Below are 23644 nucleotides of genomic sequence, written 5' to 3'. Positions count from 1 at the left end.
CCTTGCCCGTCTAGAGCCGCAGCGAACTCGGCGCGGCCGCAGCGGCCTGGTCAGCCAGATCGCCGGACAGGTCAGAATCGGTGCCTTGGAAGTCCATCCCCTGCACCCCCATCAACTCGGCCATATCTCCCAGCGACTCCAGCACTTCCAACGCCCCCGTCCGGGCTTCCTCCCAACCGCCGGCGTATGCGGTCGCCGCTGCGGATTTCCAGGTGCCGAGCAGGTACTCCATGTCGGCGTCCACATCCTTGACCGCATTGATCAGCGTCGTCGCCATCGACGCGAAAAACGTCGCAGCATCAGCCATCGCGGCCGGATCGACAGTGATCGGCTGCCCGTCTGCCATCTCAATCCTCTCGATCACGTATCAGACCACTCATACCCGACCCCCTAACCAATCGACGCACCGGCCGGACTACTGGTTCCACAACACCTGGAACTCGACGTCCCCCTCCGACAACCATTCCCGAAGCCGGCCTGTCTATCTGGAGTAGACCCCAGATAGACAGGCGGCTCCAGCTGCCAGCGGTGACATGGCCTTACCGGCCTCGCTGAAGCTCCGCCCGCATCGCTTCGGGCAGTCTCCGGCGCAACGCCACGCCGGCGGCCAGTTGGCGATCTCAAAGGGTCAGCGCATCACCGCTGCTCAGATGTTCAGCGTAAACCTCGGCAGGGCTGCGGTATCCATGGATCCTGCGGGGCCGGTGATTGAGTTCGCAGGCGATGGCATCGAGGTCGGCTTGGTCGAATCGACGCAGGTCAGTGCTCTTGGGTAGATATTGGCGCAGCAGCCGATTGGTGTTCTCGTTGGTGCCGCGCTGCCAGGGACTGCGTGGCTTGCAGAGGTAGATCGGTGTCCGCGTCGCCGCCGTGATGGTCTGGTGCCCGGCGATCTCGCGGCCGCGGTCCCAGGTCAGGGTCCGGCGCATCGATGCGGGCAGCCCGAGTAGGAACCGTGTCAGATGTGGTGTGACCCGCTCGGCTTCGATGCCGTCGGGCAGCGCCACCAGGACCGTGAATCGGCTGGTCCGCTCCACCAGCGTAGCGATCGCCGACGGCCGCGAGCCCATCACCAGATCACCTTCCCAGTGGCCGGCGACTTGGCGGGTTTCGACCTCGGCAGGTCGTTCACTGATGGGCACGAGTTCCCGGATCACGCCGCGCCCGTCAGGCTTGCGGGCCCGTTTCGGGTGTCGCATCGGACGTCCGGTGCGCAACCGCTGCGTCAGGGTGCGATCGATCGCCTTGCGGCGCGGATCGAACAATGCCAGATAGATCGCTTCGTGCGAGATCCGCATCGACGGGTTGTCGGGGAAGTGCCGGCGCAGCCATCCGGCGATCTGCTCGGGCGACCACAGAGACTTGAGCTTGTCCTCCACCAGCACCCGCAAGTGTGGGCGGGCCACGAGCTTGGCCGGCTTCGGGCGCCGCGCTCGCTGAAAGGCCAGCTGGTCAGCAGCCGCAGCCCGGTAAGTGCTCTGGCCGCCGTTGCGGGCGATCTCACGCGAGATCGTCGAGGGTGAGCGCCCCAGCGACACCGCGATCGTTCGTGCTGAGCAGCCCATGGCCAGGCCTCGCGAGATCTCCTCGCGCTCGGTGAGTGTCAGATGTCGGCTTTGCCGAGCTCGGGGTCGTTTTCGGACTCCTCCGGTCTGGGCGAAGAACCGGCGCACGTGCTGCAGCGGAATACCGAGCGACCGCGACATCGAACTGAGCGACTCACCCGCCCGCCACCGTGTCCACAACTCGTCCTGACCAGCAGGTGACATCCCGTAGTCCCGCACCGAACCCTCCACGCCGACATGATCATCCATGCGGTGATGCAGTGACCAGTTGAGCCCAAGATCAATTAATGGACGCCCTGCTCCTACTGCGACGGGCTCAAGGCCGGCGGCCATTCCTGTGGTTCGATGTTTGCTGGTCTCTCCACGCTGTCATGGCACCAATCGAATTCCGGTGCTGGAGGTCCCCACTGCCGTGGCGCGATGAACGACACTCGCGCTGACCCGAAGTCGGCTGATGTGAATCGGGCAGGACCGGCGAAGGTGACTGCCCGGAATCCGACCTCCCCGACAAAGGTCACCTTCTCGAACCGAGCATCGCCGCGGAACGTGGCCTCACCGAACCAGGCGCCGCCGTGGAATGTGGCCTCGTCGAGCCGGACGGGGCCGGCGAACGTGGCCTTGCCGAACCCGACGTCGCCGCCGAAGGTTGTCCCGCTGAACAGTGCCTCGCCCCGGAACGTAGCTCGGCTGAAGGATGTGTCATCGAACGCCACTCTGTGGAATATGGCCTTGCTGCGGAACTTGGCTTCGCGGAACCCGGCATTCCCGGTGAAGGTCACGTTATCGAACCAGGCGTCACCACGGAAGGTGGTCTTGTCGAACCGGGCATCGCTGGTGAAGACAGCCTGACGGAAGCCGGCGTTGCGGCGGAAACTGGTTCGGTCGAACCGGGCGTCACCGGTGAAGAGGACCTGGCGGAACCCGGCGTCGCCGACGAAGGTCGCCTCGCGGAACCAGACATTGCTACCGAAGTGGGCGTTGTCGAACCAGGCGTCACGACGGAACGTGACCCTGTCGAACCGGGCAAGGCCGGCGAACACGGCGCTGTTGAAGTCGACGTCTTCGAGGTGGGCGGTACGGAAATCGAAATCGGACGTTGACCAGCTGTATTCACTGCCCGGTTTCAGGCGGTCGGCGATGACGCGGACGATGGTGTCGCGAACCTCGCGGTCGTTCTGCCGGTACTCGAAGTGCTGTTCGTGACCTGGAGCGGATGGCGCGCCGGACGGATAAGTGCGGATCTCCTTCGTTTGATGGTTGCCACCGAGACTCGGAGAGTAAGGAAGCCGCAGATACCCGCACAACACGTCGATGCATTGCTGTCGGCGTAGCCCGTCGGATTCATCGGCTACGCCAGCCATCGCGTAGGCCCCCGCGATCCGAACCGCAACGTCGGTGTCCCCGAGCTGGGCGGCCGCCGCGCCGAAACGTTCCACGAACCGGCTCTGTTCGAGATCGCGCTGCCGACGGTAGGCGATCACCAGCGCGACCACACCGCCGACGCCGGCAACGACGGTCAAGGCGACTTTGGTGAGGTCGATCGGCGCGGCCGCCGCGTTGCTGGTGGGCGTCACCCTGCGCAGCACCTGATAGGCGATCAGGGCCACAGCCAGACCAGCGCCCAGCGCGAGGATGACCGCGGTCAACAGCCTGATCCGGCCCGCACGACGCACAGTTGTGTTGGTCTTCACGCGTATCGCCGCACCAGCAGCACTCACCCACCCGATCACCGCTCGATTCTGGCCGAAGCCAACCGAACCCGCGATTCTCGCTGTTCGGCGCTATCGACTGGAACCGCGTACACCACATCGCGACCTACCTGGAGAACGGCTCCGTGGTGAGTTGCTGATCGGCCGGCTGCGGAGCCAACCTCCATGATGTCCAAGAATGGGGTAATCCTGGACGAAATTGTGGCTGAGTACATCTATGAGCTGCGATGATTCGTTGTCGTTTGTCCAAGAAAACATCGTTCTACGAACAGGCCAATCGCCGCGCCAACATTCGGGCTAAATCCGGCGTATAGCGCGATGGCTTAGCGCTGGCTGGGACATGATTACATCGAATGATGTTGAAGGGGAAGGGGATGCGTGGACGTGGTTAGTACGTTGGTGACAGCGGCGGCGGCGCTCATAGGCGTTCTTGTCGGCGGTTGGATCACTATCCGCAACCAAGATCGGCAGTGGCAGCGTGAACATGCCCGGCAGTGGCGAGACATTCGACTGTCGACCTACGCGGAGTTCGTATCCGCGTACCGCGAGTATGTCGCATTCGCGCTCGAACCTACTGCAAACATCGTGGTGCGGCCGCACCCGCGAGTTCCTGAGCTGATGCCCTTCTTCGACGGAGCAGGGCGTCCGTACAAGGAGCGGCTGGAAGCCGCGATGGCATCGATGCGGCTCGTTTGCGAGTCGGATGCGAGCAAGCTCTCTTCATCGAGAGTAGTTTCAGCAGTCCGCCAGATCGCGGCTGCGCGGTCTACGACCTCCGCAGATGCTGTAGATCCAGCACTGTTTGCGGAGCTCTATGCCGCACAGTACGAGTTCATCAACACCGCTCGCGCTGAGATCGGCCTCACCGCCCTCACAAGCAACCCGCTGTTGACAGGTGAACCTAGCTTGAGCAGTGTCCCCTCATTCAGCGAAGCTACGGGCGGTGCTGACCAAGAAGGCGGGGTAGGGGTGCACCCGCCGGAAATCCGGCGGTAGGCAGCCGAGCGCGTGCCAGGCGGGGACGATGCTATCGAGATCGAGTTGGGCAACCCGCCCACCGGAGCCTTCCGTCCGCGCACCGAAGGTTCTGGAAAACGATCGTTTTAGAGAACCATCCGCACGGACTGTCGGTACTCGGGGCCACACTGGATTACGCGATCGGCCGCCGCCAGTGAACAATGCCCGCGGCTGCCGAGATGAGAACGGGGGTCGTGATGTCAGAAGGGCCGTGGCTGGAACGGACGGTACTGCTCGGAGCATCCCGCAAACGGGCCACCCACGGCCCACTACTCGTGTATCTGCCGTACGAAGGGTCATCCAACAAACCCTGGATCAGGGCGGTCGTGGGCAAGGGTGTACCGATCAAACCGATCACGCACCGCCACCTCAAGGTCTGGGAGCTCAGCGCCGGTCATCTGCTGCCACTGGCGGCGGCGATGGCCGATCGGTACGGCGAGGTCGAGATGCGACTACAGGTCTCACCCACGATGAAATGCAGCCACAGTTGCCAGACCGCCTACGCGTATACGGTCTGGGAGTGCGTGTGCGAGTGCGGTGGTCGCCATCACAGCGGCGAAGGCACATACGACGACTGGTACTCGACAGGTCGATTCCGCATCGAGCGCCAGGGCGACATCGAAGTGCGCCACATACAGATCCGGCGCGGGCAGATCCCCCTACCCCCCGAAATCTCGCCCGCTGCTCTCGAACGAGCCCTGCCCGAACCCCCGCCACCGGTCCCACTGGTACAGCGCGCCCCTCATCGTCAGACCCCACCCCTGCTGGGCATCAGTGCCCCCGAGCGGGTCCAGCGAGCCGGCGCCGACCCCGTACAACCGCCGCCGCGGCCACATGTCGTACCTGAACCACCGCCGATGCCAGCTTCGCCCGCGGCATCCAGGTCGACCGCTTCGCAGGCTCCCGGATGGGCACCCACCCACATACCTCGCCCCCTGTCCAAACCGCCACTATCGGTTGCGACTTCGAAACCACACAAGCCAGGATGGGCTGGGCCGTTGATCGCGGCGGCGGCCGTCCTGGCCGCACTCGTCCTTGGTCTATGGCTGGTTCTTCCCACCGCCTCGAAGGACGAACTTCGGGGACCGAGCAGCCCGGAGTCGGTCCAGCAGGAAGTCGCCGAGCCCGCGCCGCCGCCTGTGGCCGAAGAGCCCGCACCACCAGCGCCACCGGTTCAGGCCCCGCCGCCGGCTGCGCCGCCGAACGGCTGTTACCCGTTCCAACAGAACTGCTGAACCCCGTCATACTTCGGTTATGGGGATCGAGTCGCCACGGAGGCATGCACGCGGGGGACGCCTGGGCGGTACCAACGTGAGGGGGTACACCCGCGTCACCGACAGGCCCGCGCCGCGGCGGGGTGGCGGCCGGTCACCGTACTACCCCGGATCGCGCAGCGCCTCGGTCATGCCGACCCTGTGGGCCCTCGGCGCGTTGCTGGTCGGCGGGATTCTCGTGCTGGTCGTACTGACCCTCACCCACATGGACTCACCCACCGAAAGCACCAGGGGGCCTGCCGCGCCGTCGACGGTCGTGCCCGCGAAACCCGCTGCCCCGCCTGCACCTGCTGCCCCGCCGCCGGCGTGCTTCCCTCTGGCGCCCTGCTGACGGCAGCCGCACCGCCTTGATCAGTCTCCGCACCGGTGTCTCGAAACCTTGGTATCGAGACAGGGGGTCGCCGTAGTATCGGCCGAATTTCGGGCGGATATGGCGTAACCCGCTGGTAGGGGTTCCGGTAGTAATCGCGCGAAAAACAACAACAACGGCTGGAACAGCAAATTTGGGAGCTCATTGCCCCTTTCGCTAGTATCCCGGCCGTCCCCGTACAACAAGCGTGGCAAGCATCTCGGTGAATACGACCCCAAGGCCGGTCAGCAGACGAAGCCTGCCGCCCGACGCGAACAGTGGCACCGTGAAGTACTCCATCACCACGTTTGAGAAGGGCTCCGACGCCCTCATCGAGGAGGTCGAGGTCGAGGTCTGCAATGTCGACGCTCTGGCAGCCCTCTTCCGGGAACCGGTTGAGACGTTCGTGAACGTCTACCCCATCAGCTCGGCCGAAGCGGTCGGCCTGGTCGAGATGTTCGGCATTGACCTCGACCTCGCTGCAGCCGACTACTTCCTCGAAGTCTCGGAGTGAGCGGGTTGTCGCGGCTAACCAGCCTCGGAATCCGGGGTGCCGGTAAGCCCGATTCGGTGAGCGGTGTCGGACTGTAGGTGATTCATGTGGCGATGATCGGTGAGCCAGCTACGGCCGAGGAGTGACTGGCAGCGTCCTCGCCGCACCCATCCCCGGCCGCCTCCCGCGTTACGGCAGATAGTTTTCCGAGCCGCCTGGTCACGATGGTGTCGTCGCACCAGGACCAGCTGGGGGTCCCGGTAGCACTGACGAAGTCTCGGTCGGATATAGCCGTGAAATGCTCTAACCCGGTTTATCCGGCTCGGATGTGGGGGGTGGTCGGTGTCAAGCGCACCGCACCAGGCTTCGCCGCGCGTGCGGCAGCGATCACCGGCCCGGTGCCAGCGTTGCGGCGAGGGCCTGTTCGGCCTCCGGCCAGTTGCGGGTGTGGTGGAGCCAGTGCGGTATCGGCCCCGAGTACACCCCGAAAAGAAAAAGATGGGGTACCGAACTGCGCAGAGCTTCGTGCACCTCGAGCCGGTCGTCGATCATATGAGTGATACCGAGGTCGGCGCAGTGCAGCGCCTTATCGGCACGACGGCGGCAGAACCGCAGGTTTTTCCGTAGAATCCCGGTCTGTCCCCAGAAATCATGGTGGTCCAGCCACTGCCGCGTCCGCTCCTCAACCCGCGGACTGCATTTGGAAATTACCCACGCCCGCCCCTCGAACCGGGCGACCAGCCGGTTCAGCACCTCGAACGCACCGGCGGTGGGCGAAGTGCGCATCGCCTCGTACCACCCGCCCGAAAGAAAGACGGTGTCCGCGCCACCGTCCGCGAGTGCGGCCCCCTGTATCACTCGGCCGAAATCTATTCCGAGTCTCGGTTCCCCTGTATTCATGTCCTGTCAGTGTTCGTGATCGAAACCGGGTCCGCAAGTCCTTTGCTACTCAACCCCATGTCCCCTGGCGGCGTTCGAGTCTCCCGATTGGTTCTATCGGCCATCTGTGACGTCACTCATCGGTGGATGTTGCCGTCGGTCGGGATCGGGAGATGTGGCTGTAAGGGTGAATTCCGAGACCAGTTATAGGCGAATTCCGAGTGGTTTTATCCGTGAATCACGACACCGTTGATCGGTGAATCTCGACACCGACTCGGAGCGGAAGGTGTTGGTATCCGTGAATTTTGACACCACATAGCGGGTTGCAGTGGCAGGATCATCCTGCTATCAGTCTGCAACGGCCCGTAGGAGTGGACCTGTGCCGCCGAACCAGTCCAAGGCGCAGCTGTTTGCCGCGATCCGCCGAGACTCGAGAGCGGGCATGTCGGGCCGGGAGCTACAGGCCAAGTACAACATTGGCTACCGCACGGTCAACGCCGCGCTGACGTCGGCGTTTCCCGAGAGGCGGAAGGAGTATCCAGCGCGGGCTTCGAAGCTGGATCCGTTCAAGCCGTTCATCGATGAGATGCTGCCCTGACCAGCACTCTATCGGCGAATTACGACACCAACCCGGTGCCCGAGCACAGGCCGGCATCCGAAGGCACAACACCCCCGTGACCACACCAGACCCTCATGACCGGGTCAGCCCCCTCTTTTCCGGACTCACCGTCGACGACGCGATCGAACTCGCCGAGATGTTGACGTTCATCGGCAACTGGCTAACCGGCAGCGACCCGGCCGTCGCGCAGTGGGCCGACTCCGTGAATTATCTGCGGTATCCGGTCTTGGTGACTTTTCGGCCCGTGCGGAACCCACGGGCCGCCACGCACCGATAGGCCCGGGGCCTCTTTTCTGCCGCGGACGGGTACGCCGGGCGTGAGCCCGGTGTGACGTGGCCGGCTAGGCCATCAGCTCGGTGTGGGCGTGCTCCGGCGCCGTCTGGCAGACGTAGAGCTGCTGGTTGTAGCCGCTACCTATTTCGACCGCAGTGGGCTTGAAGCCGATGGATGGTTCATGCGCCGGTTCCTCGCGTGGGAGCCAGCTGCTGTCTCTGCTGCCGGCTTCGTACGTGGCGATGATCAGCAGGGCATCCATGTCGCTGTCGCAGGTAGGGCAGAGCAGGGGGCTGGGGTCGGCGGCTCCCCAGGCAGGCCAGCCGCCGACTCTCCAGCCGGGTGCGACGGACAACTCGTTGGCGTAGAACTCCGGCGGGTACGACGCGTAGGCGCTGTCCACACCCGTCTCGGCTGCCTGCCACAGGCTCCAGTCTCCGATCTGCTCCCGGAGTTCCTTGCTCAGCTCCCTGATGTCGGGGTATTCGGTGACCTGCTCCGGGTTGAGCAGGCACGGCTCGGGCAGGTAGCCGTCGAACTGCACCGCGGGCGGTTCGGGGGGCGTGGTGAGGATGTCGGTGACTGTGGCGGCCGACCGCCAGAACAGCGCGGTCTTGGGCATGCCCGCCGGGTGGTTGAAGGGGCACCACAAGACCTGGAGCAGGTCTGCGCCTTCAGGCGTGTGTAGATCGGGCACGTCGCGCGCGTAGAGCTGTGCGACCGGCAGCATCGCTATGGAACCCTCATAGGGGGCGATCGCCAGCTTGAGCGGATACTCCTGCGGGGGGCGGATTCGCTCGAGGGTCTCTCGTTCCTGCGGGGTCAGGGTCCTGCCGCGCGAGGCGGCACGGATCCGTCGTTCCAGCCTCACCTCCGCTGGGGTCAGGGTCGGGTTTATTCCGTCCACTTCATGGGGTTCGTCGCAGTGCGGCCACGGCTCGGCGGCGGGCCAGAGCAGCGGTCCGCCGATGGAACTGTCCTGCGGTGACGGCGACCCGGGGCGGGGGTGCAACCGGGTCGCTGTGCGTGCCAGCGGAGCCAGTGCAGGGAAGACGGTGGTGACGTCGAACGGCCGCGGCGGAGTGGTCGGGGTGCTGGTCATAGCCGCGATCTTGCCAAATGACTCTGACAACGGCGGGTCGCCGTGGTATCAGCCGAATTTCGGGCGCATGACGTATCGGCTGGTCAGAAGGCTATTAGTTGTGTCCGAGGGAAACCCGCACAACAGGCCGATATCCGGGGCAATACACCTACGACCTGCCGCGATACCGCTAAAGCCGTGTGCGACATCGCCCGCTGGCTGGGGCAAGCCCAAATGTGGTGTTTTTTCGGCAGTTACTACCGGAACCCCTATTGCGGCCAACATGACCGAAACCGCTTAGCGCCGGATCCCGTTCAGTTACACCACTACCCCCTCGTCGGCGCAGACGGTACGCACTCACCGACCTACGAGGCGACCTGAACCGGTTCGCCACCCTGCTGGGCGGCCTCGAGATCCCGGCCCACGACCTCCACATCGAGCCTTTCTGACACGCTCAGCGACCGGACACGCCGACCGGGGTGACGTCAAAATTCACGGATACACCCGCCCCGGATCGGCCCTGAGTGACGTCGGAATTCACCGATAAGCGGTGTCAGAATTCGCACTTAGGGCCATCCGAGGTCACGAGATATTGTCAATACCTGTGGGTTGGTGAGTTTGGGCGGTCTCACTCAGCGGTGTTTGGGGATGCCTGTTTGTGAGGCCATTTCCTGGCTGAAGACGACCATGATGTCGTCGGTGCCTAGATAGAAGCCTGCTTCCGATCCTGGATCGGATGAGCGACCTGCAGCGATCCATACGGCTGTTTCCCGGAGGCCGAGTCGGATGGCTGATGGCACTCGGACTGCGCCGCTCGGGTCGTGGTCCCAACAGATCTCGGCAGCAACTATGTTCTCGCCGATCAACCCGGCCCAGCGCGGGTGGTCGGACACGGGCACTGCGACGCTGCCTCCTGGTCCGACGAGCAGGAAATCGGTCATCGGCTTCGGGAAGATCTCGAGTCCGTATTCGGTGAAGGTGTTGTTCCAGATCGCCGAGTAGCGGTGGCCGCTACCGGTGAGCAGTTCGACACCCATCGTCGGTTCGTGCCAGTCGCCGAAGTCCCACTCCCCGGGGCACCGGCCGTCATCGCCAGTGGTCAACGGGTAGTACACGACATCGGCGAGGCGTTGACCGCGCAGGTCGGCCACGACCGCTTCGAGGTGCTTCTCGGCAGTGGATACCGACGGGCGCTCGACACGGTTGCTACCCGGGTAATCGGATTTCATGCAACATCCTTTCCGGTGGCCCGATCGTAGGTGCCTGACGTTGCCGGCGTGATGTCGATGGGGCGTTCCAGCAATTTGCCCTTGTAGAAGATGGCGCCGTTGCGGACGAGCGCGACCAGGTGTGGAGCGTTCACGGCCCGCCACCGTGTCTGAGCGGCCTCGATCAGTTTGAACGCCATGGCGAGGCCGGCCGCGCGAGAGCCGGGACCCTTGGTGACCTTTGTTCTCAAACGGACTGTGGCGAAGGTGGATTCGATGGGGTTGGTGGTCCGCAGGTGGATCCAATGCTCCGCCGGATACTTGTAGAACTCCAGCAGCACGTCGGCGTCGTCGACGATCTTGGCGACCGCCTTCGGGTACTTCGCGCCGTAATCGATCTCGAACGCCTTGATCGCGACCTGCGCCTTGTCGATGTCCTCGGCGTTGTATATTTCCTTCATCGCCGCTACCGCGCCAGGATGAGCCGACTTCGGGAGCGCTGCGAGAACATTCGCGGATTTGTGGAACCAGCAGCGTTGTTCGCTGGTCGTGGGGAAAACCTCACGGACGGCTTTCCAAAACCCGAGCGCTCCGTCGCCGACCGTCAGGACCGGGGCTGTCATGCCGCGACGACGGCAGTCACGCAGCAGATCGGCCCACGACTCGGTCGGCTCGCGGTAGCCATCGGTCAACGCGACAAGCTCCTTGCGGCCGTCGGCACGGACCCCGATCATCACCAACAGACACAGTTTCTCCTGCTCGAGACGCACTTTGAGGTGGATTCCGTCGACCCACAGGTACACGTAGTCGGTGTCCGCGAGGTCGCGGGTAGTGAAGCCGCGGGCCTCGTCCTGCCACTGCGTGGTGAGCCGGGTGATCGAGGCCGCCGACAGGCCCGCGCCGGTGCCGAGGAACTGCTCCAACGCCGGCCCGAAATCGCCGGTGGACAGCCCATGCAGGTACAACAGAGGCAGCACCTCCGTCATCTGCGGCGACTTCCGTGCCCACGCGGGCAGGATCGCGGAGGAAAACCGTTGCCTCTCTCCGGTGTCCGGGTCGACGCGCTTGTCGTTGACTCGCGGTGCCTGCACCGCTACCGCGCCCGCCGCGGTGAGGACTTCCCGTTCGGGCGTGGTAGCCGTTACGGACGACGAGACGACGGCCTTTCTCATCGAGCTGGTCGGCGAACTGGGCGATGTAGGCAGCGACCTCGGCCTACAGCGCGGCCGCGAGCATCTGGCGGGCACCGTCGCGGACGATCTCATCGATCAACGACCGGGTCGACCTGGCGTCGTCGTTGGCGGACTGGGTGTTCTGAACTACCGTGAGCACGGACGTACCTTCCCGACCGGCGTTGGCGCGCCGGCATGATCAAGACTTCTCTGACTACGTAGATCATCCGGGAAGGTGCGTCCTTCCCGTCATCCACAGGTCTTGATCATTGCTCGGCCTTCAAAGCAATGTCGCTCAGCTCGGGCTCCCCGCCGTCACCGCAAGATCGGCTCGATGAACACCGCCGCCACCGTTGCAGCTGAACCGGACCACGGACCAGTCCAGATCGTCATGCGGATCCTCGACCCAATAGCCGGCCGAGGCGAAATCCGCCGCTGCTCAATCGATGGGCAGATCCAACGGAGCCGTAATGGTGAAGTTCCGGTCGATCGCCTCCACAAGAGCGGTTCCATCGTCGCCCAACCCGTTGCGCTCCGTCCACTGCTTCACCAGGGCAAGGAAGCCGACCAAGTCCTGCTGCACGGTTCTCAGCAGGTCGGTCAGTATGAGCCGGGGCAGCACGATACTTGTCCCCGCCCACCGGCCGTGGTGACGGTTCGGGCCGCCGTCCTGCCACACGCGCAGACCACCGTCACTGGCGATCTCGACTTCCGGACCCGGGTCATGACCCAGCCACGGCGAATCTCCCGTCAGTACCTGCCCCCACTCGCGCCAATCTTCGAGCCCGGCGCAGCAGCCCGGCACCACCGCGGTCCCCGTAGCCATATCGAGCAACCGCAGGCCACCAGCCACGATGAGGATCTCCGCACCGAGCAGCGTCGCCATGACCTCATCGCGCCCACCCGGCGACTCGACATCGAGGCGATGAGCCAGAGCGCCGGTGAACAGCCCGATTTCCTCATCAGTACGGTCGGCGTCGAGCACCAACCACGACCCCGCAGCCACCGACGCGACAGGCCACGGCTGCGGCGATTCCGTATCGAAGACCGGAACCTCGACGATGGCCTGCATCTTGATCACCTCGACACTGAAGCAGAATCAGCCTGCATATTCCTCCGGTTTTCGGCGACCTCAGCGTGTCGCCGACAGCACGGCCACCGCGAGCTCGAGCGTATGAGCCCGGCCGGCGGCTACCGGAGCCTGGCGCCGCGGCGTGCGATCGCAGTCACCAGGCCGAGGGGCGGACCCGGCCGGGCGTGACAACATGCGCGAGGGCATTGCGCAACTGCACCGATGTCGCCGGTCCGAGCGCCCGTCCCCACTCCTCGGTGAACCGCGCGAGGGCGGCATCGGCTGCGTGGGTGGCCGCCCGCCCGCGCACGGTCAATGTGATCAATCGCGCCCGGGCGTCTGCCGGATGCGGGTTCCGTTCCGCGTAGCCCTTTTTCACCAGCTCCTCCACCAGTTGGCTGGCCGCCTGTTTGGTCACTCCCAGATGCTCGGCGATCTCACCGACCGTCGCCCCGTCCGGCGACATCCGGACGAACGCGAACCCGTGGGTGGGCCGGATATCACCGAATCCCGCGGCCGCCACCCCCTGATGAATGGCATCGGTGACCTCGGCGGCGGCCGCGAGCAGCAGCAACGGCAAATCCTGAGCGGACATGAATGCATCATGACACTTGACAGGTTAGTCAAGGTACTTGACAGTATAGTCAAGATACTTGACCAAAAGGAGTTGGATATGCCCGTCATTCGCACCGCCGACATCGCTTCCCATCAGATGCACGGCTCCACTTTCACCCCGCTGGTGCGCCCCACCATGGGCAGCGCCGAGCTCTGCGTATGGCGTCTCGAAGTCGCCCCCACCATCGAGGGCGTAGCTCACCGCATCCACCGCGAAGAGGCCTTCGTCCTGCTCTCCGGCACCATCACCATCACCATCGAAGGCGAAAGCAGTACCCTCACTCCCGGCGACGCCGCGGTAGCCCCGGCCGGCTCCGACATCAGCCTCGACAACCCCTCCGACGTCCCCGCCACCGTCCTGGTCACCACCACCGTCGGCTTTACCGGCGAACTTCCCGACGGGACCATCGTCGACCCGCCCTGGGTCAACTAACCGACGCGAAGATGTATCAGAGTTCTTGGTCTTCGCGGTAGTCGCGCAGGGTGCGTTCGAGCAGTTCGTGCAGGTGGGTGGCCAGTTCGCCGGTATCGGCGGGGGCGGCGTGGACCTTTGCGGTGGCGCGGACCCGGTAGCGGCCGTCGGGGTAATCCATGAGGTGGAAATCGCGAGCCGGGGCCGGGCGGTGATCGTAGGCTCCGCCGGGGTAGACGGCGAAATGAGCGACGGTGGAGCGGGGGCGTTCGAAGAAACGGCGAGCCGCGTCGTGTGGGGGTCGGGGCGCATCGTCGGAGAAGGCAGTGAAGGGCCGGTCGGCCGGTTCGTCGACTTCCGCGCGGTCCAACCGGATCTCGGGGCCGCTGCCGCGGGCCACCTCGGGGAAGGCGGCGAAGACGCGACGGGCGAGGGTGTGCGCGGGGACGAATTCGAGCCGCACGTCGCCGCCGCGGCCGGGGTCGGCGGTCGAGCCCTGGGTGAGCAGAACGGAACCTCGACCGGCGACAGCCGCGTGCATACGCACTTGGGCGGCAGGGTCGGCGGCGGCGCGCGGCAATACCGGACGGGCCGCGCCCGCGAATCCGGCGATCTCGATTCGCGCCTCCGGCTGCACCAGTACACGCAGCGGGCCGTAGAGATCTTCGTCGAATATGGTGCGCAGCCGGGCGGCCGCGGTCTTGTACGCGTGCTCGTAGTCGGCGGCAGTGTCCTCTACCGACCGGTATCGCAGCGGGTAGGGCAGCACATCGCGGCCGATGGCGTGCCACAGCACCATGAATTCGAGTGCCGACAGCCGCCAGGCGCTCCGGGTGGAATCCACTGGCTACTCCCCCAGGACGGGCGGCACGGTTTTCCGGCGATGTTCGGGGTCGAGGCCGGTCAGCTCGTCACCGTGCTGCTGGGTGACCAGCGCCTCGGCTATCGCGGACTTCTGTTTCTCTTTGTCTTCGTCGCCTTTACCGCGAGCCCCCGGCGGCATCATCGTCCCCGGTGTACCACCACGGCCCGCCGCGGTGCCGGTGCCGGCACTGTTCGTGGCCGCCACGGCGGGGCGGCCTGCTCCGGGACCGGTGACTGTGCGTCCCGGCATCGGTGCGACCGGGCCGCCGGGGGCGGTACCGACCGGACTGCCCGGACCGCCCGGGTTGGTGGACGGGCTGCCCGGGGTTCCGAGCGGGCTTCCCGGACCGGCGGGCAGGGCGACGCCGGGGACAGTGGTGGTGGATGCGGCGGTCGTGTCGAGTCCCGCCGGGTCGTCGGTGGTGGTGGCCGGGCCGGGCTGCAGTTGCGATGCGGTCTGAGTTTCGCCCTGGCCCGGTGCGGCGGTGCCGGTCGTCGTGCCGGGGGCCCGGGTACCGTCGCCGGAGGACATCGACGGTTGGGTGCCGGTCGAGGTCGAGCCGGGCAGGACGGGACCGGGGGAAGAGGGGTCGTGAATCGGGTTGTGAGCCAGCGGAATACGGGGTTGCGCGGTGTCTCCCTCGCGGATTCCGGGCTGGTAGACGCGTTCGAGTACAGAGTAGGTGGCGAGTTCGGCGGCGCTGGTGCGATCGCTGTCCATCTTCCAGCTGGGACCCGGCACCCAACTGGCGACGGTGCTGGCCCAGCCGGTGTCCGGCGCGGGCTGCACGTTCTGTTTGGTCACCTCGACCGCGGATTTCACGATCCCGACCTTATCGGCCATGATCCCGGTACCGGAAACGAGATTCTGCGCTTTGGTCACGTATTCGGCGATACCGCCGGCCGCCGCGGCGGCGGCAGGCCCGCTCCACGATTCCGCGATGGCTTTCAGTACGGCGGGCCCGAATTCGTTCAGCCCGGTCTCTAGTTTCGCCGACCGCGCGGACCACATCCGATGCAATGTGTCCATGGCGGAGACATCGATGGTCTGCGCTTTCCGGTACAGCTCGTCCAGGTCTTCGCTGCGCACATTGCCGAACAGCTGTTCCGGAATCCGCGGATTGTGGAATTCGCCGTCGAAGTTGTTGTCGGTGAGATCCTGGATACGATTACGCGCGGCGATCGCTTCGGGACTCTGATCCCCGTACGCCTCGGCCAGCGCCTGCGCGGCGGAATCCATATCCGCCGACCCGGCTACCGCGGCGCCGAGCGGGCCCCGCATCGCCAATGCCCCCAGATTCACGATCACTTCGCCGAACGACGGCAAACCGAACATCTCTCCCCCTCAGCTCACCTGGTTGTAGTGCTGCGAGTTACTGGAATCCTGCTCCTGCATACGATCCAGTGACACCTGGATCGTGTCACCCATCAACTTCAAGACCTGTATGTGATCCCGCAACGAGGTCGCTAGATCGCCATCACCTGCCGAATCTACTGCCTTCAATCCGAACAACCGCGCAAGTTCCTGACCGCACGCGAACTCCCCGAGACCGGCTACTCGAGCCATTTGCCCGATTCCTTGCAGGCACTCCTGATAGGTACCGATCTGGGCTTCGATAGCGGTCCGGCACCCGACCGCCACTGATTCGTCTAGATAAAGTTGCCCAGCCTTCGCCTGATCCGACAAATACTGCCACTGGGTAATGCTTTCCTCAATACTCATCTCACTCCCGTTACTGCGCCGGAAATATCGGCACCAATATTTCCGCTGCAGCTGATGCAATATCGCATGGAGCTCTTCTATCCTCAGTCAGTACCGTTTTGTAGATAGATATTTCTATGGACTGACCATCAACAGGAAAGCTCAAATAGCACATTTCTTCGTGACTATCTTCTGCACGTTTGAACTGCACCCCCGATCGGCCAGCAACGATGACATCGGCAAAGTCGATATTATTATGATCCTGCTTGGTTTCCTCGATGCTGTGGGATGTTGCCCAGACTCCGAGCGCATAGTTCCAACGGACAGGTTTGTCATGCCATGAGCACAACTTCCACCCCTCGACGTTCTCCACCCCCGATATCGTGTTGTCGCGCGTGGAGGGGTCCACCCCCACCTGCCGCAGCACTCCATCACTGATCTGCGTGCATGGGTCCCACAACGCTTCGGTTGCCGCCGCATCCGTGGTCGTCACAGCTACCGCCGAACCGCCGGTGGTCGCGTCACAACCACTCACCGCCAGCACAGCCCCTGCCAGTACCGCTACAGCCGCCACTGTCGTCCGTTGTCCCACCACTGCTCCCATCGGCCGTCAGTACTCCGCTCGTAGTGTAAGACGCACCGCCGAGGGCTGCGGTTCCATCGATCGCTGCCGAAAGGCATGGCACGCACGGTAACAACCGTGCGCGGCCGATGGAATCATGGCCGCTATCGGCGGTCTCATGGAATCGCTAGGGATTGATTCGGCATCCCAGCGTCACGGCCGAGAGCCGAATCCGCCTGCTCGGAGCTCGTTCGCAAAGGCATCCCACTCTCCAGGAGCGAACATCAAGGCAGGACCGGAAGTGTCCTTCGAATCCCGCACCCCGACCCGACCGTCTGTCAACCACGCGACCTCGACGCAGTCGCTCTGGCTGCCGCTGTGGCTGCTCTTGAACCAGTTCGCTCCGGCTAGATCAACGATTGTCACGATCGAACTCCCTCGTAACCCGGCGAATCAGCTCCCGGGTTTGTTCTTCATCTAGTGATGTACTGCGAATTGCAGATGCGAGCTCACTATAGAGCTGTACTTCGTCGGGCTTCTCGAGATAAACGTCCTGGGCGGGCCCACCCTCCATGAAGACGATCGGAGGCTCAACGCTCCCACCGGCCCTGTTCACATCGAACGAAAGGATGGTGAACCTGCCGTGAGGCATTCCCCATATAACACCCGCCTCATATGGATGCACTCGCAGGACGACATTCGCGAGCTTCGAGATCTCGGCCAAATGCCTTAGTTGCGCACGCATTACCTGCGAACCGCCAACCACTCGCCGCAGCGCCGATTCGTGGAGGAGGACCTCCAACATCACCGGGTTTGTCTTGCGGGTGACGATGGCTTGCCGTTTCATACGGTGCTCAACACGCCGGTCGATGTCGTCGCCGCTCGTGAATCCGGGGTACGCACTGATGACAGCGCGAGCATAGTCAGCGGTCTGCAACAGGCCAGGTACATGCTCGTGATAGGCGGTTTGCTGGCGCGCAACAGCTTCCAGGCCGACATACATGTTGTAGGCGTTGGAGTACAGACCCCCGTAGGCGTGGTACCAACTCTGCTCCCGAGCCAATACGGCCAGGTCCATGGCCGCACGCATGTCGTCGGGGTCGACTTCGTACAGCTCGCACAACGCACGAACGTCTTGTTTGCGCACCTTCTGAGTCTGGCCGGCCTCAACTCGCTGCAGCGCGGACGACGACAAGTCCGCCAATTTCGCAGCAGCGGCGATGGTGAAACCGGTCGCGTCGCGCCTCTCACGTAGGAACCGTCCGAGCTGGCGTCGTGGCAGCGTCGAGGCCGGAATCGGATCGGTCTCGTCGGCAGCGCTGTGCATGATGAACCCCCTTGTCGCGGAAACGGATCGAATCGGCTGCGCAATCGGGTCTGTTTTATCGCACATTCGGGTCCCTTCGTGGCACTTTGGGCTAGTTTGATTCGGGTACCCGATAGTGCTTGGCCCGGAACGGCGGGCATGGTCCCCTGATACAGGCGTTCGGGGTGAAGTCGCAGGCCGATTGCGAAGGTCCCAATCTTTCTGACACCAAGGATCTTCAGTAAGACACGGGGTCGGCCGCGCTCCGCGATCCGGCGGTACATGCATTCCCTTCCGTACTCGGGCACCCGAACGCGCCACGCATTCGCTCAGCTACAGGTTTCCGGGAGGACCGATGCCGTACCCACATGTCCGCACATCAGCAGAGCCGCGCAGACCCCTCGCTATCGGGTTCGTGCGCACCGAGATATCCGGGTTACACGCCCCGCGTCACGCCTGCGAGATCCAACGGTATGCCCACGAATCCGGCTACCGCTACGTCTATACCGTGCGACCACCCGCCGACGAGCCGCATCCGCTCACCTATGTGCGCGCTCTCGCCACCGAACTCGGCACCGCGGTGATCATCGCCTTCGATCTCGGCCAGGTCGACGACCGGCCCGCGCTGATCTGCGACCTCGGGTTCCGACTGGAAACCGTATGCCCCCACACCGTGTGGGCGCCCAGTGTTCCAGCGCTCGGTTCGGGCGGTGCGACGGTATGACTCCGTGGCAGATGTTGTGCGCCGTCGCTGTCACTCTCGCGATGTCCTCGATAGCGGCGGTCGCCCTCGGCTGTGTCTGGCCCGCCGACCCACCGCCGCGGAAGCGTCCCGCGACGCGCCCGAACACCCGGCAGCACCGGCGCTCCACCGGCCCCGGCCCCATTGATTGGACCTGCGCACTTCCCGGAGTACCGCTGAGCCCGGTCGACGCCCACAACGCCGCGCGGCACCACCTCGACCACGACTGCCCACGTAAACGGGTCGCGTTCGCCACTCTGGTCGCCTACGGCTGCGTCGTTCCCGACACGAGCCGACGGCCGTACCGGCGGAAGGTGCTGTCGTGAACCATATAGTCGTCACCGGAGGGGCCGGTTTCCTCGGCTCGCACCTGTGCCGCCGCCTGATCGCCCGCGGCGATCGCGTCACCGCTGTCGACAACTTCAGCACCGGACGTGCCGCGAATATCGCCGATCTGACCGGTCACCCACGCTTCGCCCTACGCACCACCGACACCACAGCCTTCGGCGCGTTCACCGGACTCGACGGGATCACCCATATCGCGCACCTCGCCCACCCCGGCAGCCCCTTCGCCGCCGCCCGCGACTCCGCGGCAGTCGTGCGCGCGGCCTGCACCGGAACCCTCGCTGTACTCGACCTCGCCGCAGCCCACACCGCCCGGATCGTGCTGGCCTCCGGACCTGACCCGGGCACCCGGCTGGACAGTCGCCGGCCCGCGGCATTCGAAGCCCACCGCACCGGCCACCATCTGATCGAAACGGCCGCCCACCACGACCGGCGCACCTCCACCGGTATCGCCCGGCTGTTCGAGGTCTACGGTCCGCACCTGGCCCCCGGCGACGGGCGCGCTACCGCGACGATCTGCGCCGCCGCTCTCCGCGCCCAGACCCTGTACCTCACTGATGACCCGGCACAATCGTTCGTCTATATCGCCGACGCTGTCGACGCCCTCACCCGCATGCTCGACACCGATATCCCGGGCCCGATCGATATCGCCGGTCCCACTCTGCGAGTCAGCGAATTCGCTCGGACCGCAATCGCGCTCGCCGGTACCGGCTGGCTGGAGACAACACCGGGCAGAGCAAGACCTGATTCCGCTGTCCCGGACCTGGCCCGGACTCGCAATAGCCTGGGCTGGCGACCGAGCACCGACCTACCAACCGGCTTGCACAGCACACTCACCTGGATGCGCACGGTCGTCGCGGGAGCGCAAACGCCTCGGTCGTGCTGAGCGATCCCAGCATCGAGACCGCGCCTTTCCGCGCAGTATCGACTGTCTGGAGCGGAATGACTCAGTCACTCGACCAGGCGAGCGGACCGTGTCCTCGGTCCAGGAGCGCGGGACATACAGTTCCCGGTCGATCGCCGCGTGCCCACGAGGAGTCGAGTAGGCGAGGTAAACAGCGACCTGGCTGTTCTCGATGCGTCCGGCGGTGCCGGTGTACTGGCGCTGCACGCCCACCGTGGCAGTGCCCTTCTTCGTCGGCGTCCCACCTGGCCCTCGACAACAGGTGCTGCAGGCCGTCCGGTGATGCGTCCCCTGCGTGCTCGGCGAGCGTCCAGCAATTCTTTCGTGGCAGGTCCGACAGCAACCCGAGCACCCTCGCCCGGCGCCGCGGTTCCACCCGGGCGAACCGCCCCGCGATGCGGTCCATCAGGACCTCGAACATATCCTGCCACCGGGCAGAATCTCTGCTGTGGCCTGCGGCCACTGTCTGATCTTCTGTCTTCACACACCGATGATCACCGGTGGCCGCACCCGTTCCCGGACGAGCCCCGACCAGCAAGGCCACGGTCCGGGCCGGAGTACCAGCTCTGGAGTTGAAACCGATGGACATGTCCTCCCGAGACATCCGTATACCCCTCAACGAGATCGTGGCAGTCCTGCAGGACCTCAACGAGTTCGTGGTTTCCCTCGACCGACTCGGATCCCGCCAGGCATTCGGAACCGCCGACGAGTACACCGTCGGCACATTCATCGCCGACTGGGATGTCGCTCGGCGATTGGCCCACGCCCGACACGTCATCAGCGTCGCGCTGGATGTGCAATTGAGCGAGGATGAGAACGCCGAGATCGACGACTTGTGTGACCGGGGCCGCTTCTACGGGGGGGTGGGACCCGAATACCCCGGAAAGGGGCCGCGGCGGGGGACAGATGCTGGTCGGTCGGGCTGAGCGAGGTGTCCGTTAGGGGAACCTTCAGCGGCCAAGATCAACGTTGCGCTGACAGGGGGGTGTGGCCAGGCGCGGTGTGATCTTCGGAGTTCGGTGGGCAACTGCCGGGAGGCGTACCTTGTTTGGGTCGTCCCGGCCGCGGGGAGGGGGTTGATGAGATGGCGTTTAGCCTGAGAACTCGTATCGAGTGGTTCTGAGCGTGAACCTGGGCATTGCGTGCCGGGCCGGATGTTCTTGTTTCGTGGAGGTTTCAGCGTGACCCGTACCACCGCGCCGCGGCCGGTCGATATAGCGGCCGCGATTCCGGCTCTGGCGCCGCTTGCCCGGACCGCGACTCGGTTGCACCCTCGCCCCGGCAGCCCCTCGTGCCACGACAGTTCCGTAGGCGGGCCGCTGCTGTGGCCGGCGGATGAGCCCTGGCCCCACTGCCACGACAGACACTCGGGAGAGGTGATGTCACTAAAGCAGGTCCGAGCCGAGCAGCAGGGCACCGTTTGCGATGAAGCCGTGCCGGGCGGAGACGACTACCAGTGGCAGGACACCCCGGAGGATTTCGCGAGGTTTCAACAGCTGTACGACCCGGATCCGGTGCTTCCCGAGGGCCCGGTCGCCATGCTGCCGATCGCGCAACTGTATGTCCGCGACGTTCCCGGCCTGCGGCCACCCGCGGGCAAAGATCTGCTGCAAGTGTTGTGGTGCCCTTTCGAGCACGACGACCTGCTACTCCCCACAACCACTGTGGTGTGGCGGTCCACGGCCACGGTCACCGACATTCTGGCCGATCCCCCCGAGCTCGTGGTCGTTCAACATGACGGGCGGTTCGTTCCGGTCCCGTGCACGATCTCGCCGGAGCTGGTGACCGAGTACCCGGCAGCGCCCGAGCTCGACAAGGATGTGTATCAGCAGCTGAAGCTGTGGGAGGCCGGGTATCTCGGTATCGATGTGGAAGACCTCGGCGACACCGAAAGCCCCTACCAGCAGGATCTGTCTGTCGCGCCCGGGTGGAAGATCGGTGGCTACGTCGGCTGGGGGCGCAACGATCCCTGGGTGCAGCCGTGCCCGACCTGCGGGAGACCCACCGAACCGGTATTGACCCTCGCCTCGTCGGAATGGGACGGGGGACAACACAGCTGGGTCCCCTACGAGGATCAGCCCGCCGACATGTCGCGCTACGGCAGCGGGGAGCCGACCAAGATCCAGATCCATGACATGTGGGACCTGGTCATCGGCGCCTGCCCAGCATCGCCGGAGCACCCCCACGTGCTGTTCCCCGGGTCTTGATCCGCTCTGCCACCGGGCCCTGTGAACCTGGACTCCGCAGACTGACGCGCGACCACGCGCACCGCGGGGATCTGTGACGTCGTTGGTCGCCGGGTTCCGGACTTCGGGTCGTGGTCGCTACTCGCGTAGATGTACCCGGCCTGGTCTCGTCCCAGCCGACGCGATACGCGGTGGCGGAGTTGCCCTTCCACACCTCCAACACGGCATCGATGTCGATATCGAGGTCCTGCAGGGCTTTCACCAGATTGTCGGCGGTGAGCTGGACGTACTTGCCCGCATCCAGGACATGGTCCGGCACGACCCGAATTGCCGGTGTCGAATCCGCTGAGTCGGCCACAACGTCCCCCTCGATGATCGAACCGCAGCTGTGCCCGACAGTACCGGCGCGCACCCGCGTGTCAACGGGGCCGGGCGCCCTGGCGACTCGGCCCGGCATCCACAACGCACAGCCGGGACCGGGTCCCGATCACCAGGGCGATGGCACCTGGTAGCACTGGGTGGCACAGTACCCGTATTATCGGGTTGTGAGCGCTCAGCCGGAAATCACCCAGCGGGATCTACGCAACAGATCCAAGGAGATAATGGACGCCGTCCAGGACGGGCAGGCGTTCACGGTCACCCGCGACGGCCACCAGATCGGCCAACTCGTGCCCCTACGGCGTCGCCGCAGGTTCATCCCGCGGGCAGAATTCGCCGCGATGTCCGGCACCGCGCCCGCGTTGGACACCGATACCTTCCGCGCCGATCAGGACGCTACGGCCGATCAGTACCTGGACGACCCCTATGACCGTTGACCGTCCGGACCGTACGCGTGGGCTGATCGACACCAACATCATGATTCTGCGTCGCTGGGTGGATCCCGCAGAGCTTCCGGACGAGATGGCGATCACGGCCGTCACACTGGCCGAGTTGTCGGCCGGGCCGCATGAGGTCCGCGGCAATGCCGAGCAGAACAGCTATGACGAGCACGCTGAACGAGCCCGCCGTCTCGATGTGCTCCAGCGAGCCGAACACGAATTCGATCCCATACCTTTCGACGCGGAAGCCGCTCGCGCCTACGGCCGAATATGCGCCGCCGTGATCGCTGCCGGTCGCAAACCGCGCCGCCGCATCGCCGACTTGATGATCGCCTCGATCGCCCTGGCCGAGGAGCTACCGCTGTACACGACCAACCCTGACGATTTCACCGGGTTGGAAGGGCTCATCACAATCGAAGCGGTTACTCGTCCGAGAGCACCGCACGAGAGCCGCACCGAGTAGGTCGTCTTCCCCC

At 64.8% G+C, this 23644-nt stretch carries 28 protein-coding genes and 2 pseudogenes; 13 read left to right on the top strand and 17 right to left on the bottom strand.

What is annotated here, in order from left to right; all coding sequences use genetic code 11:
- Positions 1–10 precede the first annotated feature (10 nt).
- From OG405_RS27495 to OG405_RS27485, 3 genes are all read right to left on the bottom strand, one after another.
- A complete protein-coding gene (locus OG405_RS27495) occupies positions 11–346 on the bottom strand; it encodes a WXG100 family type VII secretion target (protein ID WP_327149302.1) in 336 nt (111 codons plus the stop codon).
- Positions 347–620: 274 nt separating this feature from the next.
- The gene (locus OG405_RS27490) at positions 621–1784 is read right to left on the bottom strand and encodes an IS30 family transposase (protein ID WP_442790797.1); all 1164 of its coding nucleotides are present in this window, start codon (positions 1782–1784) and stop codon (positions 621–623) included.
- 83 nt (positions 1785–1867) lie between these two features.
- The gene (locus OG405_RS27485) at positions 1868–3295 is read right to left on the bottom strand and encodes a pentapeptide repeat-containing protein (protein WP_327149300.1); all 1428 of its coding nucleotides are present in this window, start codon (positions 3293–3295) and stop codon (positions 1868–1870) included.
- 357 nt (positions 3296–3652) lie between these two features.
- On the opposite strand from OG405_RS27485, the gene OG405_RS27480 reads away from it, so the two are divergent.
- The 4 genes from OG405_RS27480 (at position 3653) to OG405_RS27470 (ending at position 6428) form a co-directional block, all read left to right on the top strand.
- Entirely contained in the window at positions 3653–4270 is a 618-nt protein-coding gene (locus tag OG405_RS27480; RefSeq protein ID WP_327149299.1) for a hypothetical protein, read from the top strand.
- A gap of 1425 nt (positions 4271–5695) precedes the next feature.
- A complete protein-coding gene (locus tag OG405_RS27475) occupies positions 5696–5896 on the top strand; it encodes a hypothetical protein (RefSeq protein ID WP_327149298.1) in 201 nt (66 codons plus the stop codon).
- 183 nt (positions 5897–6079) lie between these two features.
- On the top strand, positions 6080–6226 hold the full coding sequence (locus OG405_RS29325) for a colicin E3/pyocin S6 family cytotoxin (RefSeq protein WP_442790624.1): 147 nt from the start codon (positions 6080–6082) through the stop codon (positions 6224–6226).
- Positions 6201–6428 (top strand): DUF7683 domain-containing protein, encoded by a 228-nt coding sequence (locus OG405_RS27470; protein WP_327149297.1) that lies wholly within the window; start codon positions 6201–6203, stop codon positions 6426–6428. Before OG405_RS29325 ends, OG405_RS27470 begins: the two co-directional genes overlap by 26 nt.
- A 366-nt stretch (positions 6429–6794) precedes the next feature.
- Here the strand turns inward: OG405_RS27470 and OG405_RS27465 are convergent, their stop codons facing one another.
- Positions 6795–7265, bottom strand: a complete 471-nt coding sequence (locus OG405_RS27465) for a hypothetical protein (protein WP_327149296.1) — start codon at positions 7263–7265, stop codon at positions 6795–6797.
- A gap of 400 nt (positions 7266–7665) precedes the next feature.
- On the opposite strand from OG405_RS27465, the gene OG405_RS27460 reads away from it, so the two are divergent.
- The gene (locus OG405_RS27460; protein WP_327149295.1) at positions 7666–7884 is read left to right on the top strand and encodes a hypothetical protein; all 219 of its coding nucleotides are present in this window, start codon (positions 7666–7668) and stop codon (positions 7882–7884) included.
- Positions 7885–8246: 362 nt separating this feature from the next.
- Here OG405_RS27460 and OG405_RS27455 read toward each other — a convergent pair whose 3' ends face one another.
- From OG405_RS27455 to OG405_RS27435, 5 genes and pseudogenes are all read right to left on the bottom strand, one after another.
- Complete coding sequence (locus OG405_RS27455) at positions 8247–9281, bottom strand: hypothetical protein (protein ID WP_327149294.1); 1035 nt, start codon at positions 9279–9281, stop codon at positions 8247–8249.
- A 611-nt stretch (positions 9282–9892) separates the two neighbouring features.
- Positions 9893–10489, bottom strand: coding sequence for a hypothetical protein (locus OG405_RS27450; RefSeq protein ID WP_327149293.1), 597 nt, complete (start codon positions 10487–10489; stop codon positions 9893–9895).
- Positions 10486–11800, bottom strand: a pseudogene (locus OG405_RS27445) (IS256 family transposase). Before OG405_RS27445 ends, OG405_RS27450 begins: the two are co-directional and overlap by 4 nt.
- Positions 11801–12079: 279 nt before the next feature.
- Entirely contained in the window at positions 12080–12721 is a 642-nt protein-coding gene (locus OG405_RS27440; protein WP_327149292.1) for a hypothetical protein, read from the bottom strand.
- A 145-nt stretch (positions 12722–12866) separates the two neighbouring features.
- Positions 12867–13307 (bottom strand): MarR family winged helix-turn-helix transcriptional regulator, encoded by a 441-nt coding sequence (locus tag OG405_RS27435; protein ID WP_327149291.1) that lies wholly within the window; start codon positions 13305–13307, stop codon positions 12867–12869.
- Between the two features lie 78 nt (positions 13308–13385).
- On the opposite strand from OG405_RS27435, the gene OG405_RS27430 reads away from it, so the two are divergent.
- Positions 13386–13760 (top strand): cupin domain-containing protein, encoded by a 375-nt coding sequence (locus OG405_RS27430; protein WP_327149290.1) that lies wholly within the window; start codon positions 13386–13388, stop codon positions 13758–13760.
- A 16-nt stretch (positions 13761–13776) separates the two neighbouring features.
- On the opposite strand, the gene OG405_RS27425 is transcribed toward OG405_RS27430, so the two are convergent.
- The 6 genes from OG405_RS27425 to OG405_RS27400 all read right to left on the bottom strand — a co-directional run bounded on the left by OG405_RS27425 (position 13777) and on the right by OG405_RS27400 (position 18194).
- Positions 13777–14583 carry an ESX secretion-associated protein EspG gene (locus tag OG405_RS27425; RefSeq protein WP_327149289.1) on the bottom strand — a complete coding sequence of 269 codons (807 nt, stop codon included), beginning with the start codon at positions 14581–14583 and terminating at the stop codon, positions 13777–13779.
- 3 nt (positions 14584–14586) lie between these two features.
- Positions 14587–15939 (bottom strand): hypothetical protein, encoded by a 1353-nt coding sequence (locus tag OG405_RS27420; protein WP_327149288.1) that lies wholly within the window; start codon positions 15937–15939, stop codon positions 14587–14589.
- 9 nt (positions 15940–15948) lie between these two features.
- Positions 15949–16326: a hypothetical protein gene (locus tag OG405_RS27415; protein WP_327149287.1), complete on the bottom strand. Its 378-nt coding sequence runs from the start codon at positions 16324–16326 to the stop codon at positions 15949–15951.
- 10 nt (positions 16327–16336) lie between these two features.
- Entirely contained in the window at positions 16337–16909 is a 573-nt protein-coding gene (locus OG405_RS27410; RefSeq protein WP_327149286.1) for a DUF3558 domain-containing protein, read from the bottom strand.
- Between the two features lie 171 nt (positions 16910–17080).
- Positions 17081–17293, bottom strand: a complete 213-nt coding sequence (locus OG405_RS27405; RefSeq protein WP_327149285.1) for a DUF397 domain-containing protein — start codon at positions 17291–17293, stop codon at positions 17081–17083.
- The gene (locus OG405_RS27400) at positions 17280–18194 is read right to left on the bottom strand and encodes a helix-turn-helix domain-containing protein (protein ID WP_327149284.1); all 915 of its coding nucleotides are present in this window, start codon (positions 18192–18194) and stop codon (positions 17280–17282) included. Before OG405_RS27400 ends, OG405_RS27405 begins: the two co-directional genes overlap by 14 nt.
- A gap of 394 nt (positions 18195–18588) precedes the next feature.
- On the opposite strand from OG405_RS27400, the gene OG405_RS27395 reads away from it, so the two are divergent.
- The 3 genes from OG405_RS27395 to OG405_RS27385 are packed head-to-tail and all read left to right on the top strand — an operon-like array spanning position 18589 to position 20146.
- Positions 18589–18897: a hypothetical protein gene (locus tag OG405_RS27395; protein ID WP_327149283.1), complete on the top strand. Its 309-nt coding sequence runs from the start codon at positions 18589–18591 to the stop codon at positions 18895–18897.
- Positions 18894–19241: a hypothetical protein gene (locus tag OG405_RS27390; protein WP_327149282.1), complete on the top strand. Its 348-nt coding sequence runs from the start codon at positions 18894–18896 to the stop codon at positions 19239–19241. The genes OG405_RS27395 and OG405_RS27390 overlap by 4 nt, the downstream gene beginning before the upstream one ends.
- Entirely contained in the window at positions 19238–20146 is a 909-nt protein-coding gene (locus OG405_RS27385) for an NAD-dependent epimerase/dehydratase family protein (RefSeq protein ID WP_327149281.1), read from the top strand. Before OG405_RS27390 ends, OG405_RS27385 begins: the two co-directional genes overlap by 4 nt.
- An 81-nt stretch (positions 20147–20227) precedes the next feature.
- On the opposite strand, the pseudogene OG405_RS27380 reads toward OG405_RS27385, so the two are convergent.
- Positions 20228–20585 (bottom strand): annotated as a pseudogene (locus tag OG405_RS27380) (transposase); the annotation flags it as partial.
- A gap of 79 nt (positions 20586–20664) precedes the next feature.
- Between OG405_RS27380 and OG405_RS27375 the strand changes: the two are divergent.
- Positions 20665–21090: a hypothetical protein gene (locus tag OG405_RS27375; RefSeq protein WP_327149280.1), complete on the top strand. Its 426-nt coding sequence runs from the start codon at positions 20665–20667 to the stop codon at positions 21088–21090.
- A gap of 453 nt (positions 21091–21543) precedes the next feature.
- Positions 21544–22371, top strand: a complete 828-nt coding sequence (locus OG405_RS27370) for a hypothetical protein (RefSeq protein WP_327149279.1) — start codon at positions 21544–21546, stop codon at positions 22369–22371.
- On the opposite strand, the gene OG405_RS29320 is transcribed toward OG405_RS27370, so the two are convergent.
- Positions 22313–22807, bottom strand: a complete 495-nt coding sequence (locus tag OG405_RS29320) for a WXG100 family type VII secretion target (protein ID WP_442790623.1) — start codon at positions 22805–22807, stop codon at positions 22313–22315. The two genes, OG405_RS27370 and OG405_RS29320, sit on opposite strands and share 59 nt — an antisense overlap.
- 88 nt (positions 22808–22895) lie before the next feature.
- Here OG405_RS29320 and OG405_RS27365 point away from each other — a divergent pair, with 88 nt between their 5' ends.
- Positions 22896–23165 carry a type II toxin-antitoxin system Phd/YefM family antitoxin gene (locus tag OG405_RS27365; protein WP_327149278.1) on the top strand — a complete coding sequence of 90 codons (270 nt, stop codon included), beginning with the start codon at positions 22896–22898 and terminating at the stop codon, positions 23163–23165.
- On the top strand, positions 23155–23631 hold the full coding sequence (locus OG405_RS27360) for a type II toxin-antitoxin system VapC family toxin (RefSeq protein WP_327149277.1): 477 nt from the start codon (positions 23155–23157) through the stop codon (positions 23629–23631). Before OG405_RS27365 ends, OG405_RS27360 begins: the two co-directional genes overlap by 11 nt.
- Positions 23632–23644: the final 13 nt, after the last annotated feature.

It is taken from the genome of Nocardia sp. NBC_01329 (genome assembly GCF_035956715.1).
GTDB lineage: Bacteria > Actinomycetota > Actinomycetes > Mycobacteriales > Mycobacteriaceae > Nocardia.
The sequence above is the reverse complement of the archived record's forward strand: the minus strand, read 5'-3'. Positions and strand labels throughout refer to the sequence as shown.

What these genes read in the sequence shown, in the direction of transcription:
- OG405_RS27495 (WP_327149302.1), bottom strand. Translation starts at nt 346, where the DNA reads ATGGCAGACGGGCAGCCGATCACTGTCGATCCGGCCGCGATGGCTGAT.
- OG405_RS27475 (WP_327149298.1), top strand. Translation starts at nt 5,696, where the DNA reads ATGCCGACCCTGTGGGCCCTCGGCGCGTTGCTGGTCGGCGGGATTCTC.
- OG405_RS27455 (WP_327149294.1), bottom strand. Translation starts at nt 9,281, where the DNA reads ATGACCAGCACCCCGACCACTCCGCCGCGGCCGTTCGACGTCACCACC.
- OG405_RS27450 (WP_327149293.1), bottom strand. Translation starts at nt 10,489, where the DNA reads ATGAAATCCGATTACCCGGGTAGCAACCGTGTCGAGCGCCCGTCGGTA.
- OG405_RS27435 (WP_327149291.1), bottom strand. Translation starts at nt 13,307, where the DNA reads ATGTCCGCTCAGGATTTGCCGTTGCTGCTGCTCGCGGCCGCCGCCGAG.
- OG405_RS27430 (WP_327149290.1), top strand. Translation starts at nt 13,386, where the DNA reads ATGCCCGTCATTCGCACCGCCGACATCGCTTCCCATCAGATGCACGGC.
- OG405_RS27420 (WP_327149288.1), bottom strand. Translation starts at nt 15,939, where the DNA reads ATGTTCGGTTTGCCGTCGTTCGGCGAAGTGATCGTGAATCTGGGGGCA.
- OG405_RS27415 (WP_327149287.1), bottom strand. Translation starts at nt 16,326, where the DNA reads ATGAGTATTGAGGAAAGCATTACCCAGTGGCAGTATTTGTCGGATCAG.
- OG405_RS27410 (WP_327149286.1), bottom strand. Translation starts at nt 16,909, where the DNA reads ATGGGAGCAGTGGTGGGACAACGGACGACAGTGGCGGCTGTAGCGGTA.
- OG405_RS27400 (WP_327149284.1), bottom strand. Translation starts at nt 18,194, where the DNA reads ATGCACAGCGCTGCCGACGAGACCGATCCGATTCCGGCCTCGACGCTG.
- OG405_RS27390 (WP_327149282.1), top strand. Translation starts at nt 18,894, where the DNA reads ATGACTCCGTGGCAGATGTTGTGCGCCGTCGCTGTCACTCTCGCGATG.
- OG405_RS27370 (WP_327149279.1), top strand. Translation starts at nt 21,544, where the DNA reads ATGTCACTAAAGCAGGTCCGAGCCGAGCAGCAGGGCACCGTTTGCGAT.
- OG405_RS29320 (WP_442790623.1), bottom strand. Translation starts at nt 22,807, where the DNA reads ATGCCGGGCCGAGTCGCCAGGGCGCCCGGCCCCGTTGACACGCGGGTG.
- OG405_RS27360 (WP_327149277.1), top strand. Translation starts at nt 23,155, where the DNA reads ATGACCGTTGACCGTCCGGACCGTACGCGTGGGCTGATCGACACCAAC.